The 15,203-nt window shown below is 61.1% G+C and carries 10 protein-coding genes; 4 read left to right on the top strand and 6 right to left on the bottom strand.

Annotated elements, in window-relative coordinates; genetic code table 11:
• Nucleotides 1-134: 134 nt before the first annotated feature.
• The 6 genes from hrpB to QP093_RS06310 form a co-directional block, all read right to left on the bottom strand.
• A complete protein-coding gene (gene hrpB, locus QP093_RS06335; RefSeq protein WP_285015681.1) occupies nucleotides 135-2,765 on the bottom strand; it encodes an ATP-dependent helicase HrpB in 2,631 nt (876 codons plus the stop codon).
• A 13-nt stretch (nucleotides 2,766-2,778) separates the two neighbouring features.
• On the bottom strand, nucleotides 2,779-3,675 hold the full coding sequence (locus QP093_RS06330) for an aldose-1-epimerase (protein ID WP_285015680.1): 897 nt from the start codon (nucleotides 3,673-3,675) through the stop codon (nucleotides 2,779-2,781).
• A gap of 123 nt (nucleotides 3,676-3,798) precedes the next feature.
• Complete coding sequence (pflA, locus tag QP093_RS06325; RefSeq protein ID WP_058236998.1) at nucleotides 3,799-4,680, bottom strand: pyruvate formate-lyase-activating protein; 882 nt, start codon at nucleotides 4,678-4,680, stop codon at nucleotides 3,799-3,801.
• Between the two features lie 146 nt (nucleotides 4,681-4,826).
• Nucleotides 4,827-5,078, bottom strand: coding sequence for an autonomous glycyl radical cofactor GrcA2 (gene grcA2 / locus QP093_RS06320; RefSeq protein WP_058236997.1), 252 nt, complete (start codon nucleotides 5,076-5,078; stop codon nucleotides 4,827-4,829).
• Nucleotides 5,079-5,134: 56 nt separating this feature from the next.
• Complete coding sequence (gene pflB / locus QP093_RS06315) at nucleotides 5,135-7,231, bottom strand: formate C-acetyltransferase (protein WP_058236996.1); 2,097 nt, start codon at nucleotides 7,229-7,231, stop codon at nucleotides 5,135-5,137.
• A 264-nt stretch (nucleotides 7,232-7,495) separates the two neighbouring features.
• Nucleotides 7,496-9,238 carry a pyruvate dehydrogenase gene (locus QP093_RS06310; protein WP_070726417.1) on the bottom strand — a complete coding sequence of 581 codons (1,743 nt, stop codon included), beginning with the start codon at nucleotides 9,236-9,238 and terminating at the stop codon, nucleotides 7,496-7,498.
• Nucleotides 9,239-9,501: 263 nt separating this feature from the next.
• Here QP093_RS06310 and QP093_RS06305 point away from each other — a divergent pair, with 263 nt between their 5' ends.
• The 4 genes from QP093_RS06305 (at nucleotide 9,502) to rho (ending at nucleotide 15,153) form a co-directional block, all read left to right on the top strand.
• Complete coding sequence (locus QP093_RS06305) at nucleotides 9,502-10,809, top strand: homoserine dehydrogenase (protein WP_285015674.1); 1,308 nt, start codon at nucleotides 9,502-9,504, stop codon at nucleotides 10,807-10,809.
• 3 nt (nucleotides 10,810-10,812) lie between these two features.
• The gene (gene thrC / locus QP093_RS06300) at nucleotides 10,813-11,925 is read left to right on the top strand and encodes a threonine synthase (protein WP_285015672.1); all 1,113 of its coding nucleotides are present in this window, start codon (nucleotides 10,813-10,815) and stop codon (nucleotides 11,923-11,925) included.
• 148 nt (nucleotides 11,926-12,073) lie between these two features.
• A complete protein-coding gene (gene thrB, locus QP093_RS06295) occupies nucleotides 12,074-13,018 on the top strand; it encodes a homoserine kinase (protein WP_285015669.1) in 945 nt (314 codons plus the stop codon).
• A 218-nt stretch (nucleotides 13,019-13,236) separates the two neighbouring features.
• On the top strand, nucleotides 13,237-15,153 hold the full coding sequence (rho, locus tag QP093_RS06290; RefSeq protein ID WP_502929397.1) for a transcription termination factor Rho: 1,917 nt from the start codon (nucleotides 13,237-13,239) through the stop codon (nucleotides 15,151-15,153).
• The last annotated feature ends 50 nt before the right edge of the window (nucleotides 15,154-15,203 follow it).

Here is a 15,203-nt window from a genome sequence, read left to right as displayed (position 1 = left end):
CGTGGCGCCTGCACCGTGTGGTGTGGGCGCCACGTTGTCTGTCCAGGCCACCACAGGCAGCGCCGGCGGGAATCCTTCGCTCTTTGAGCAGCCCCGGCGAACCCTCGGCGTTCAACAACCGCCGTTCAACACTCTCAGCGGGATCGCCCTCGTCCCTTTGCGCGCGAGCTGGGAGTAGCCGACAGGGGGTCTTCAGGCCAGGCATGCTTCGTGTACCGGCCGCGAAGCTCGGAGCGAACCTGTTGGTAGGGACCAGCCCAAAACGACGCAAGATCGGAAGTGATCGCCACCGGACGACCGGCCGGATCGGTTAGGTGAATAATCAGCGGAACTCGGCCGTCGACGAATCTGGGCGTAGACGTCCACCCGAATGCTTCCTGGACTCGCAGCGTGAGCGTCGGCCCGTTCTCAGTCCACTCAATGCGCCGACGTGCTCCCGTTGGAATCTCAATATCGGGCGGAGTCAGTTCATCCAGTCGCGCAGCCTGAGGCCAGGGCAACAGCGAACGCAACAGTCGCATCGTATCGATGCTGGTCAGTGGTTTTCCCGAAGCCAAGGCAGGTAAATCCTCAGCTCCCCACTGCGGAAAACTCGAGGCCAATGCTGCATCCGACACATCCGGCCACGGATCTGTGACAATCTCGTGGAGCGCTGCCATGCGGGCACGCAACTGCACGGCGGTCGGTGTCCACGTCAGCGCTGACATTCCGTGCTCATTCAAGACCTGCGCCATGAGATCTTGAACAGTCTGCGGCGGCAGCGTCCTGAGTGACCGTGACGCGAGTCGAATAGCACCCAGCATGGTGGCCTGTTCGCCGCGAAATCGCTGTGCTGCCGGATCATACCAGGCGCGCGTGTCCTCATGGACAAGGGCGCCCGCACACCCCAGCGCATCATCCTCGCTGAGGGGGAGCGCCGCCCGGATCAGCGCGGTTGAACTGCCTGACGGCCGTGTCATATCGCTCACCGCCAGCCACTGCTGTCCGGCGAGGGGACTGGTGGCGGGCAGGGACGCTCCCAGACCGGACACCGACTGGTAGGACAAGGGAGAATCGCGGCGCCTACGCATGATCCACTGAGGGTGAGCGGTGGCCGCGACGAGGGCAAGCTGGTCATCACGGCTGAGCTGGTCTGCAGGTGCGTGGCGCGACATGTCGGCAGCGTATCGACCCATGAGGCGTGTCAGTCGCGCCGACTGGTCGCGTATATGCGACCACTCGGCGTGCGAGGAGTGGCACAGACGGCGCACGCTGGCAGCAAGATCGGCGTTGTCACAGCGAATCTGCTCATCAATGATCGCAACACACTCACACGCGGCCTCCACCCCGATGACCGGCGCGCAGGCTGCCAGTGCGTGAGCAAGCGAGGGTGCGACCGGCAGTCGCGCAATCATCTCGCCATGAGGTGTGGGCGCGCCCTCAGTGTCGAGCGCCCCGATAGCGACCAGCGCCTCGCGAGCAGCCTGGACATTGCCCGAGGGTGGCTGATCCATCAACGGCAAGTCAGCAAAGTCGCGCACGCCCCACACCGCGCACTGCAACAGTGCATCAGTCAGATCAGACTCCACGATTTCCGGGGCCGGGGTCTGCCGGCGGCGCGCCCACTCATTTTCCGCGCAGCACCGCACCGCCCAGCCAGGGCCGAGCCTGGCTGCACGCCCTGAACGCTGGACCATCTCAGCTCGTGACGCTGGCACTGTGACCAGGGTGGTGACACCGCGTGCCGGGTCGATGGACGGGTGGCGAGCCAGCGCAGAATCAACAACGACGCGCACTCCGGGAACAGTCAGTGACGATTCAGCGATCGACGTGGACACGATGACGCGTCGCCGTCGCTCGCAGCCCTCAGGCACAGGTGTCAGGATACGGTCCTGCTCGGCCGCCGACAGAGCAGACAACAGAGGCACTATCTCCACGTCGCCCCGCAGACGCGCACGCAACTCATCAATCAGCATGCGGATCTCGCGTGCACCTGGCACAAAGACCAGGACATCTGCGCTGGTGCGCTGCACAGTCTCATCGACAACGCGACCCATGTGAGCCAGGAACTCTCGACTTACTCCCACTCGGCCACTGCCACCGACAGGTGCGAGAGCAGAAACGCCCGGTGCGGCAGGCGCCCACGACTGCTCCAGTGGAAACAGCACGCCCGGCGCCTCAATCGTCATGACATCTGCGCCCTCGCACTCGCAGGCGTGGGTGCGGACGAAAGTCAGTGTCGGCGCCATATCCAGCGTTGCCGAGGTGAGGAAGATCGTCAGATCCTCACGCAGTGTCTGCCGTACATCGAGCAGGAACGCCAGGGCCAGATCAGAGTCGAGCGCACGCTCATGGAACTCGTCCAGAATTACGGCACTCACTCCCGGCAAATCCGGATGAGCCTGGAGGCGGCGCACCAACACGCCAGGGGTGACCATCTCGATACGCGTGTGCGGGCCGACGGCGCGCTCGCCGCGCACCGTGAACCCGACCGTTTCCCCCACACGCTCACCCAGCAGGGAGGCAATTCGTCGGGCGGAAGCGCGCGCAGCCATACGTCGCGGCTGCGTGCAGACCACCGTGCCGCTGACGCGCGCTGCGACAGCGGACGCAATGAGCGTCGTCTTACCGGACCCGGCGGTGGCTGACACGACGGCAAACGTCCCCGGGTGCGCGGCGCGCGTCACCTGATCGAGGACTGACACGATAGGCAGGTCCGGTGGATGTGTGATCAGATCAAACAGCGATCGCCGGGGCTCGCTGGCACTCGACCCCGGATCCGTCACAGTGTCAGTGTGCTCACTCGACGAAGTCAGCACTGATCATGAACGTCATCGAGTAGTCCTCGCCCGGTTCCAGCACGATCAGGTCGATCCCGGAATTGAACGCATCAGGCGGGCAAGTCATCGGCTCAACAGCGGTGGCGATACGTCCCTGCTGATCACCGGAGTACACCTGAACCCACGGCGCGTCAGAGGTGACCGACACGGATGAGCCACCCTCGTCACACAGGCTGACTTGCCACGTGCCGTCGGGCAATTCGGTGAACGCGTGATCGACCGACTGGCTGCCGATGAGCCGCCCGGAGCGGAAATCCAGATCCAGATCTTCCACATCTTTCAGCTCGACGGGTGCCAAACGCTTATCGACATCGAAAACCTTGCCGGCCGGAACCGTCAGCGTCATCGCGTCGATCGACTGCTGACCGATCGTGATGTAGGGGTGGTGTGAGCAACCATAGGGGGCAGGTTCGCTGCCCACATTCTTCGCGTAGATCGTGATGCTCAGGCCGCGCTCCGCGCTCAGTGCGTACGTCACCGACAGGTCGAGGGCGAAGGGGTAGCCGTATTGCGGCGGCAGGAATGTGCTCATGGTCGCTGAATCAGAATCGGAGTGTACGACGGTCCAGTCGGTCCAGGACACCAGCCCGTGCAGAGCTGCCCCGGTTTCGATTTCGTTTCGCGGCACGTCCATGCGCTCACCGTTCCACGTGTACGTCGCCTCGGTGATGCGGTTGGGCCACGGTGCCAGCGTTTTGCCGAAGTAGCCCTTCGTCAAAACGTTCGGGTCGAACGGAAGCGTGGCATCGCGGCCGTTGAACGTCAGGGAAGCAAGAGCCGCTCCCACCGACACCACGTGCGCGGTGTATGCGCCTGCGCGCAGAGCAATATCGTGTCCGGAAAGTGTGCGTGTCATCGTTCCCACCCATCTGTGCTGGCAATCGTCATAGATTTCTTCCAGTGTAGTGGCTCGAGGCCGCTGCGCTGACACCCCGAGCGCGGGTGACGGAATCCACGCCAAGGGTGGCGCGAGGCACTGCTACATCACCGCTGCAATATCGAAGCGGCGCAGCTGCTCGCGCACCTTATCCACGTGCTCCACACTCGGGGGCTTGACGTCCTCCAGCGTGTACGTCATCCCCAGGTTCTTCCACTTGTCAATCGCCATCTGGTGGAACGGAAGGACTTCCAGACGGGACACGTTCGGCCACTTTTCGACGATCTGTCCCACTCGGTCGATGTTGTCCGGATCGTCGGTCAAACCCGGCACCAGGACGAAACGTACCCATACTTCGGTTCCGTGCTGAGCCAGGCGATCTCCGAAACTGATGGTGGGTTGCAGGTCGCGGCCAGTGACCTTTCGGTAGGTATCAGGATCACCGGACTTCACGTCGAGCAGCACCAGGTTCGTGTCCTCGATCATTTCATCGGTTGCCATCGCACCCAGGAAGCCGGAAGTGTCCAGCGCCGTGTGAATACCCATTTCACGGGCGCCGCGCAGGATGCGTGCAGTAAAAGCAGGCTGCATCAGTGCTTCGCCGCCCGATAGCGTGATTCCGCCGCCGGTGGTACGGAAGATTCTGCGATAGCGCTTAATGCGGCGCAACAGTTCATCGGACTCGATGGGCTGGCCGTCGCGCATATTCAGAGTGTCAGGGTTGTGGCAGTACAGGCAGCGCAGCGGGCACCCGTTGAGAAAAATCGTCATGCGGGTACCAGGTCCGTCCACCGCGGTCACGAGTTCCCACGAGTGAATCGACCCGAGTGTTCCTTCGCGCATACGGCGCAGACGATCTGTTCGCTCAAGGTCGGTCAGCTCCTGCAGGCCGGCTGTGCCCGCCCCGGCCATCCGATTAGCTGGCGGCTGAAAATCCTGGTCGCCGAGCAGCTCAATAGCCACTGGCTGTGACTGTGTCGTCATGTATGCACCTCCTGCCATAAAAAGCGCTTGGCTGCCTGCCATCGTTGAATCGATCGGCAGGCAACCAAGCGGCACGTTTCAGTTTTCTGATCTTCGCATTGCGGTGTCATCGCGCAGTGCCGAGGACGCCCTCGTACCTGCGGGGATCAGGCTGAGTGGTGGAACGTACGGGACAGAACATCCAGCTGCTGCTCGCGGGTGAGCTTCACGAAGTTCACTGCGTAGCCGGACACACGCACCGTCAGGTTCGGGTATTTCTCAGGATGGTCGATCGCATCTTCCAGGGTGGAACGGTCCAGCACATTAATGTTGGCGTGGTACAGCCCCTTGATGCCGCCGTTCTCCTCACGCTTGTCCTTCATGTCGGCCAGGCGCTCATCAAACGTCTTCGTTGCCATGATCTCTCCTTCTCAGGTTGTTTCTAGTATCTCAAAAGAACTGTTCGTCGTCTCAATCAGTCTTCAGGAATGAAGCCGGAATCGAGGATGCCGACCAGGTTCGTGACCTGCTCGCCCTTGTTCCGACCCAGACCTGATGGCGTGATCGTGTTGGTCAACGAAATGCCGTCAAGGGCATCGTTGTAGTCCAGTTTACCGACCGACAACATGGATGCGACCATGCCGTGCGTGTCCACACCGTTCTGCGGGTTGGCGCCCGGCGCGAAAGGTGTGCCGGCCTTGTGTCCGCAGGGGAACGCGCCGGTTGCGCGGCCGTAAACCACGTTCGAGGTAATGGTCAGCACCGACTGAGTCGGGATGGCATCACGGTATAGGGGGATCTGACGGATCTTGTCCATGATGGTGTGAACAACGGTGGCGGCGATTTCGTCTGCACGATCATCGTCGTTGCCGTAGGTTGGGAAGTCACCTTCGACCTCGTAGTCCACAACTAGGCCGGTCTCATCACGCACGGGGACGACCTTGGCGTACTTGATGGCAGCCAGGGAGTCGGCCACGATGGACAGGCCGGCGATACCGCAGCCCATGGTGCGCACGATATCCGAATCATGCAGTGCCATTTCCATCGCTTCGTAGGCGTAACGGTCGTGGCAGTAGTGGATGATGTTGAGGGCCTCAACGTAGGTGCCCACAACCCAGTCCAGCATGTCCTCGTACTTGGCCCAGACCTCATCGAAGTCCAGCGGGCCGTCACCCTTGATGGGCTCGTACTCGTCAACGATCTGCTTGCCGGTCATCTCATCGCGACCACCGTTGATGGCGTACAGCAGAGCCTTGGCGGCGTTGACGCGCGCGCCGAAGAACTGCATCTGCTTGCCCACGCGCATCGGAGACACACAGCATGCGATCGCTGCATCGTCGCCCCAGTGAGCGCGGATCTGCTCATCGGATTCGTACTGGATGGAGGACGTCTCAATCGAGATCGAGGCGCAGAATTCCTTGTAACCTGCGGGCAGGTTCTCATCCCAGAAGATCGTGATGTTTGGCTCGGGAGCCGGTCCCAGGTTGCGCAGTGTCTGCAGCAGACGGAAAGACGTCTTGGTGACCAGTGTGCGACCGTCCTCTGAGAAACCGGCATCTGACCAGGTTGCCCAGTAGGGATCGCCGGAGAAGATCTGATCGTACGCCTCGGTGCGCAGGAAACGCACGATACGCAGCTTGACAACCAGGGCGTCGATGATTTCCTGAGCGTCCTGCTCGGTGATCACGCCTGCCTTGAGGTCGCGCTCGAAGTAGATATCGAAGAATGCGGACAGGCGGCCGATTGACATTGCAGCGCCGTCCTGAGACTTCACGGACCCGAGGTAAGCGAAGTAGGTCCACTGCACAGCTTCCTGCGCGTTCTTCGCGGGGCCGGAGATGTCGAAGCCATAGCTGGCAGCCATGCTCTTCAGTTTCTTCAAAGCCTTGATCTGCTCGGCGTGTTCTTCACGGTAGCGGGCCCAGTGCTCGGAGAACGGCTGATCAGCGTAGCGGTCCTTGTCAACCTGCTTGGCTTCGATCAACGCGTCGACACCGTACAGAGCGACGCGGCGATAGTCACCGATGATACGGCCACGGCCGTAGGCGTCCGGCAGGCCGGTGATGATGTGGGAAGAACGGGCTGCGCGAATACGAGGTGTGTAAATATCGAACACGGCATCGTTGTGGGTCTTGCGGTACTGAGTGAAGATCTTCTTCACGTCAGGGTTGACCTCTTTACCGGCTTCCTTGATGGCGGTTTCCACCATGCGCCATCCGCCGAACGGCATCATCGCGCGCTTGAGGGGTGAGTCGGTTTGCAAGCCGACGATCACATTGTCGTCGTCGCTGATGTATCCGGGGCCGAACGCGTCAACGTCTGCCGGTGTATCCGTGTCAACGTCGAGTACGCGCTTCCTGCGCTCCTCGGACAGGTAATTCTTCTCCAGTGTGTCCCACAGGCGCAGTGTCTTGTCTGTAGGGCCAGAAAGGAAGGAGGCGTCGCCCTCGTATGGCGTGTAGTTGCGCTGAATGAAATCACGAACGTCGATGTGCTCGGTCCATGCACCGCGCTCGAACCCATCCCACGGGTCTTCGCTGACGGATGTTGGAGCGGTCATCTGGGTGGTCATAATCCCTCTTCTCCGGTTCCGGTCCCTTCGATCTGAAGGGTTTCGGTGGCGTGGTTCGCGGCCAGCCAATGTATGTCTGTTTGACATCTGACCTTATTGTCTCTCGAAAGCGCTGGGCCTTCTAGGAGGATCCTGAATTAGGACCTATGGACTACGTCTCACTGCGCGTGGTTATGCTGACGGCATTCTGAGCAATGGGACAAAAGTCCCATGACGAATGTCGCATTATGCAGTAAGCGACGAGGGAGTCCTGTCCGCGCCGGATCAGAAGCGTGGAATGTTGCGCATATTTGACGTTGCCATTGACACTGCTTCGCCGGCACCGCGGTTCAACACGATCTTCGACATGGCCGTGGCAAAGCCGAACAGCTGCTCGCCGGTAATTTCAGGTGGAAGGCTCAGCGCGTTTGGATCGGTGATGACTTCGACGAGGGAGGGACCGCGATGGCTGAGCGCCCTCGTCAAGGCGTTGCGCACATCCTGAGGATCGTCCACGCGTTCAGCCTGGAATCCCATTGCGGACGCGACATCTGCATAGTGCATGTCGTGCACGTCGGTGCCGAAGTCAGGCATTCCGTCCACGAGCATCTCCAGCTTGACCATGCCCAGCGTTGAGTTATTGAACACGATGACCGTGATGGGCAGGTCATGCATGCGGGCTGTGACCAGCTCGCCGAGCAGCATTGACAGGCCGCCGTCGCCTGAAATGGAGATCACCTGGCGGTCCGGGAATGCTTCCTGAGCGCCGATGGCCTGAGGCAGAGCATTCGCCATTGATCCGTGCAGGAAGGAGCCGATCAGTCGGCGCGACCCCAGCGGATCGATGTAGCGGGCTGTCCACACGTTGCACATGCCGGTGTCGGCGGTGAAGATCGCGTCGCGTGCGGCAATCTCGTTCAGGACGTGTGCGACGTATTCGGGGTGAATCGGCTTGATGTGCTCGACCTTGCGCGTATAGGAGCCGACGGGTGCCTTCATGATCTTGGCGTGCTTCTTGAGCTGCTTCTTCAGGAATGCTGATGAGCGGCGTCCCTTGAGCTGCGGCATGAGGCTGTCAATCAATGCCTTGACATCGGCGCAGATCGGCAGGGACACGTCGGTGCGTCGTCCGAGTTTTTCGGGGCTGTTGTCGACCTGTACGGTCAGCGTGTCAGGCAGGAACTGGTTGTACGGGAAGTCTGTTCCAAGCAACAACAGGACATCCGCATCGTTCATGCCTTCTGCAGCTGCGCCGTATCCCAGCAGGCCGGTCATGCCGACATCGAAAGGGTTGTCGTACTGAATGAAGTCTTTCCCGCGCAGGGTATGCCCGATTGGTGCCTGCAGTGCGTCTGCCAGTGCAATGACCTCATCATGTGCGCCCGCCACACCGATACCCGCGAAAATCGCGACCTTCTTGGCTTTGTTGAGCATGGTGGCAAGCTGAGCAACATCATCGGGGTTGGGGTGCAGAATCGGACGGCGAGCCGGAACGAACTGGGGTGTGGGAGCCTGCGCCTTCTGGTCAGACACGTCACCGGGAATCGTCACCACTGCGACGCCCTGAGTGCCAATCGCGTGACGGATTGCAGCGTTCATGACGCGCGGAGCCTGTTGAGCGGTGGAAACCATTTCGCAGTACGACGAGCACTCCACAAAAAGCCGGTCGGGGTGGGTCTCCTGGAAGTAAGACTGTCCGATCTGCACGCTGGGAATGTGTGAGGCGATAGCCAGGACAGGCGCGCCGGAACGCTGCGCATCAAAGAGGCCGTTGATCAGGTGCAGGTTTCCCGGGCCGCATGAACCAGCACACACTGCCAGTTTTCCGGACACCTGAGCATCAGCGGCAGCGGCGAACGCGGCCGACTCCTCGTGGCGCACGTGCACCCAGTCGATACCGCCCCTGGCGGATCCTCCGGTTTTGCGCACCGCATCAACAATTGGGTTGAGCGAATCGCCCACGATCCCATAGATCCGATGTACTCCAGCTTCCACCAATTGGCTGACGAGTTGTTCTGCGACGTTCATTGCGTCTTTTTCCTTAACCGTCGAGGATCGATCTGCGAATCACCACATACATGCGGCGCATCTTTTACTGTACGCAATCTTGCTGCCATACACCTCGTGATGACGCTCACGAGGGAGCCCTCGCTCGCAGTGACGGTCGCCATTGACGAGGGGCGAGCATCAACGACGCGGATCCATGTGCCGCACACTGGACACTGTCGCATCGGGCCTGTGGCCTTGGTTAGGATCACTATCGAAACGTCTGATCAATGAAGGGGTGCACGATGTCGGAACAGCCGCGCACAGTGCGAGTCGCCATCCTGGGAGCGGGAACCGTCGGCTCGCAGGTCATTCGACTGATCCACGAACGAAGCGCTGACTTGAGCGAACGATGCGGAGCGCAGCTGGAAATCTCAGCTGTCGTCGTGCGAAATGTGCACGCCCCGCGTGATGTTGACATCGATCCGGAACTGCTGACAACGGATGCGGCAGAAGCGATCGACCATGCAGACATCGTCATCGAACTGATCGGCGGCATTGAACCGGCACGTGAATACGTGCTGCGGGCCCTGAATGGTGGGGCAACGGTCGTGACCGGCAACAAGGCACTGCTTGCCGCCCACGGTCCGGAACTGTACGAGGCTGCGGCCCAGGCGGATACGGACCTGTACTTCGAAGCGGCAGTGGCTGGAGCCGTCCCAGTTGTCTACGGTCTGCGTGAATCGCTGGCAGGTGACAAGATCAGCCGTATTGTCGGCATCGTCAACGGCACGACGAACTTCATCCTTGATTCCATGCTCACCGCACACGCCAGCTACGAACAAGCCCTTGCCGACGCGCAGAAACGAGGCTACGCGGAAGCTGACCCCACTGCTGATGTCGAAGGGTATGACCCTGCCGCTAAGTGCGCACTGCTGGCCTCCCTGGCGTTCCATTCACGCGTATCCATGAACGATGTCAGCGTCGAAGGCATCTCGCAGATCACCGCTGACGACATGATGGAAGCGGCGCGCACTAATCACGTGATCAAACTGCTCGCCGTGGCTGAGCGTTGCCTCGACGATCTGGGCAATGAAGTGATCAACGCGCGCGTCCACCCCGCCCTTGTGCCGACAGGACACCCACTGGCCACTGTCGACGGCGTGTACAACGCCGTCATCATCGAAGGCGAATCTGCCGGACGGCTCATGTTCTACGGGCAAGGCGCAGGCGGTGCGCCAACTGCCTCAGCGGTATTGTCCGACCTGGTCGCCGGGGCGTCCCACCGTGTGCACGGTGGCCATGCTCCGCGCGAATCCACCTACGCGCATCTACCGATCATTGAACAGGGCATGACACGCACCCGCTATCAGCTTCGTCTGCATGTTCATGACGATCTGGGTGTTTTAGCTGACGTGGCCTCCGTATTCGCCCGTCACGGCGTATCCATCCACTCGGTCGACCAGCGTGACGGTGAACCGGGTGCGCAAACCACCATCGTGATCGCCACGCACTGTGCCCGTGAGGCTGACGTGCTGGCAGTAGCTGAAGCACTCCGTCAATCTGACGCCGTCATCGACGTGGCGTCGCTCCTACGTATGGAAGGTGAATAACACATGGCTCATCAATGGCGCGGATTGCTGCGTGAATACGCTGAGCGGCTCCCACTGGAAGAATCCGACCCGGTTGTCACACTGCTGGAAGGTGGCACACCACTGGTAGAAGCTCCTGCCATTTCGAAGCGCGTCGGAGCGCGCGTCTGGCTGAAAGTGGAAGGCGCCAACCCGACTGGCTCGTTCAAGGACCGCGGCATGACAATGGCCGTGTCCAAAATCGCCGCCACCGACACCCAGATGATCGCCTGCGCCTCCACCGGCAACACGTCAGCCTCGGCTGCAGCCTATGCTGTGGCTGCCGGACTGCAATGCGTCGTGATCCTGCCCGCCGGAAAAATCGCTGCAGGAAAGCTGGCCCAGGCCATCATGCATGGTGCCCGCCTGGTTCAGGTCGACGGAAACTTCGACGATGCGCTGCGCATCGTGCGCAAGCTGACGGAAACCTACCCTGTCGCACTGGTCAACTCGGTCAACCCCTACCGCCTACAGGGGCAAAAGACCGCCGCATTCGAAATCGTTGACGCGCTGGGCGATGCGCCCGACATTCACATACTGCCCGTGGGAAACGCCGGGAACATTTCCGCCTACTGGATGGGTTACAACGAATACGCTGGCCAGAAAGCTGTCACCACGATGGAAGAGTCCTACCGAAACCTTCCAGCCGTTGCCACACACGTACCGCAGATGTGGGGCGTGCAGGCAGCCGGAGCGGCACCATTTGTTGCCGGACACCCCATCGACAACCCGGAAACAATTGCGACCGCCATCCGGATCGGATTCCCTGCGTCGTGGGATTTCGCCTCACGTGCGCGCGACGATTCCAAGGGACTCATCACCGCTGTTCCCGACGAGGAAATCATGCGCGCCCAGCAGATCATCGCCGGCGAAGCCGGAGTATTCGTCGAGCCGGCATCTGCCGCATCCGTGGCCGGGCTGCTCCGCGCAGCTGAAGACGGACGCGTTCCGCGCGACGCACGAATTGTGTGTACGGTGACGGGCAATGGCCTGAAGGATACGAAGACGGCGCTCGCGGCCCTGCCTGACGGGGGTGTGCAGGCCGAAGTCGTTGCACCCGACACGCACGAAGTTGCTGAACTGCTGGGGTTGAAGTAGCCGACGTTACCGAGGTGCACGCAGGCGCATCGCTGTGTCGTTAGTGGGCGATTCGGCGCCGTGTGCGGTCTAGACTAAGTTTCATCGCCTCACGAACGGCGGCGAGCGCCGCCCTCGTTCACTGTTAATCAATGTGTGGGAGACCATCGTGCAACTGCGTGCGGATTTTGCTCGTGTCAGCGTGCCGGCCACCAGCGCCAATTTGGGGCCGGGTTTTGACTGTCTCGGGATCGCACTGGATCTGCGCGACATCGTGTCCGTTCACGCCACCGCCGGCCCGACCAGCATTGTTGTCGAGGGTGAAGGGGCAGGCACTGTCAGCGAGGGCGACGACAACCTGATCGTGCGTGCGATGCGAGTGGGCTTGGATCATGTGGGCGCGCCGCAGGTAGGCGTGAGAATGCACTGCCATAACGTCATTCCGCACAGCAGGGGATTAGGCTCATCGGCCAGTGCCGTCGTGGCGGGACTGGCCCTGGCGCGCGAGCTGATCCGCGACGCTGAGGCGCTGGATGATCACACGATCCTGCAGCTCGCCACGCACATGGAAGGGCATCCGGACAATGTGGCCCCCGCAATCGAAGGCGGCATGACAGTGGCGTGGATGGGTGATGATGACGCTCAGGCCCTGCGATTTGAGCCCCCCGCGTCGATGACGCCCACCGTGTTTATTCCTGATTTCCCACTCGCCACGTCGAAGGCGCGTCAGGTCCTGCCCGACGTCGTGCCCTATCGCGATGCTATTGCCAATATTTCACGTGCAGCTGTGCTGGTTGCCGTCATGTCCGACAATGCGCGCACTTTCGGCTCGGACGATGCGGATATCAGCCGCTGGCTTTTCGACGCAACTGAGGACCATCTGCACCAGGAATACCGGCGCGCCGTGATGGAGCCGTCACTGGCACTGGTTGACTGGCTGCGTGAAGCCGGCGTGGCGGCAGTGGTCTCCGGCGCAGGACCCACTGTCATGGCGTTGAACCACGTGGATGATGACATGCGTGCGAGCGCGCAGCGGTCGGGTTGGACTGTGCGCTCTCTGGCTGTCAGCGGGGATGGAATCCGAACAGATCGCCCGCAGCGTCCCAATGTGTGATTTTCCGCTCAACAATCCTCGCATTGCCACGCGAAAGATGGCATAGTGGGGGGAGAAGTGGTTAAACTTTTCAGCGGTGACTGTGTTGTACAGTCATAGCCGCTGTGTCGGCCATCCTGGTACTCGTCACAAGACTTGTTCGACGTGTACACCTCCGTTTGTGTATCTTTCAACGGATTTCATCTGCCCGCATAGGGCGATCAAGTGAGGAACAATTAGTGAGCAACGATCACACTGATGGCGCATCGAATCACGCGCCATTGTCAGCCATGAAGCTGACGGAGCTGAAGGCACTTGCAGCGCAGATGGGGCTCCGCGGAGTCTCGACCATGCGCAAGGCCGATCTGGTCTCCACCATCGAAGCCGCCCGCCGCGGCAACAATTTGTCTCAAGCACGCTCAGAGCACAAACGCCCTGCCGCTGACGCCTCTGAACGCCACCAATCTGAATCGACAGACGAACAGGCCTCGACACCGACGCGGTCACGAGGACGTCGCCGCGTCGCCACTGCCGGTGCTGTCGAGCCGCGTCAATTCTCGCTCGACTTTCCTGGGTCGGACTTCCAGAGCAAGCCGCTGGCTCCCAAGGGTGACGGCCACGACGAGGGCGACTCATCTGACGAGCACCGCGAACGCAAGCCACTGGCCCGCAAGGGCAATGGTCACGGACGTTCACGCTCCAACCAGTATGAGCGCAACAACGAGGCGCGTGAGAATCGCGCGGCTGCCCTCGATGTGCGTGCCGAACTCGCCGGTGTTCACAGTGATGATGACTCGGCCGACGCCGAGCAGTCCGGTAGCGAGTCAGCTCACCGCAAACTCAATGAGATTGAACTGCCTGAAGGCGACAACGCGAACAACTCCCGTGGGCGCGGTCGCAGAGAACGCAATGCGCGCCGCCGCGGACGAGACCGTGACGAGCGCCGAGACCGCTCAGATCGTTCGGAGCGAAATTCGCGCAACAACCGCCGTCGCGACAATGAGCCGGAAATTCGTGAAGACGATGTGCTGGCACCTATCGCAGGCATCTTGGACGTTCAGGAAAACCACGCCTTTGTTCGTACCTCGGGATACCTGCCCGGCCCGAACGATGTGTACGTCACTTTGGGCAATGTGCGCCGATGGAACCTGCGCGCAGGCGATGCCGTCTCCGGTGCGGTGCGTCAGCCTCGCGAAGGCGAGCGCCAGCGCCAGAAGTACAACGCACTGGTCAAGGTGGACACCGTTAACGGAATGTCTGTCGAGGAAGCCGGCGAGCGCCGCGAATTCGGCAAACTGACACCGCTGTACCCCAATGAGCAGCTGCGCCTGGAAACCACCCCGAAGGCCGTGACGCCTCGCGTCATCGACCTGGTGGCACCGATCGGCAAGGGACAGCGAGGATTGATCGTCTCCCCGCCGAAGGCCGGTAAGACGATGATTATCCAGCAGATCGCCAAGGCAATCGAGGTCAATAACCCTGAGGTTCACCTCATGGTCGTCCTAGTTGACGAGCGTCCTGAAGAAGTCACCGACATGCGCTCCATTGTCAAGGGTGAAGTCATCGCCTCCACCTTCGACCGCCCCGCTTCCGACCACACCACGGTTGCCGAACTTGCCATTGAGCGAGCCAAGCGCCTGGTCGAGCTGGGACAGGACGTTGTCGTGCTGCTCGATTCACTCACGCGCCTGTCACGCGCCTACAACCTGGCGGCACCGGCGTCAGGTCGTATCCTCTCCGGTGGTGTGGATGCTTCCGCGCTGTACCCGCCCAAGAAGTTCTTCGGCGCAGCCCGCAACCTCAAGGAAGGCGGCTCACTGACCATCGTGGCCTCTGCCCTGGTGGAGACCGGGTCCAAGATGGACGAAGTCATCTTTGAAGAGTTCAAGGGCACCGGCAACATGGAACTGCGCCTGTCGCGCGCGCTGGCAGATCGTCGAATCTTCCCGGCCATCGATGTCAACGCCTCGGGCACTCGTCGCGAGGAAGTCCTGTTCAAGCCTGAAGAGCTGCGCATCATGTGGAAGCTGCGCCGCGTCCTCGGATCCCTTGAGCAACAGCAGGCACTGGAAGTGGTTCTGGACAAACTCAAGGAAACCCAGTCCAATGCTGAGTTCCTCATGCTGATCCAGAAGACCACGCCGAACGCTGACTAGATTACCCACCGGTGGTGCAGGTGGGTAATCTCACCTGCACCGCCGGTGCA

This window comes from Pauljensenia sp. UMB10120, from assembly GCF_030212035.1.
GTDB lineage: Bacteria > Actinomycetota > Actinomycetes > Actinomycetales > Actinomycetaceae > Pauljensenia > Pauljensenia radingae_A.
Note: the sequence above shows the minus strand (reverse complement) of the source record. Positions and strands in the feature narration are given on the sequence as shown.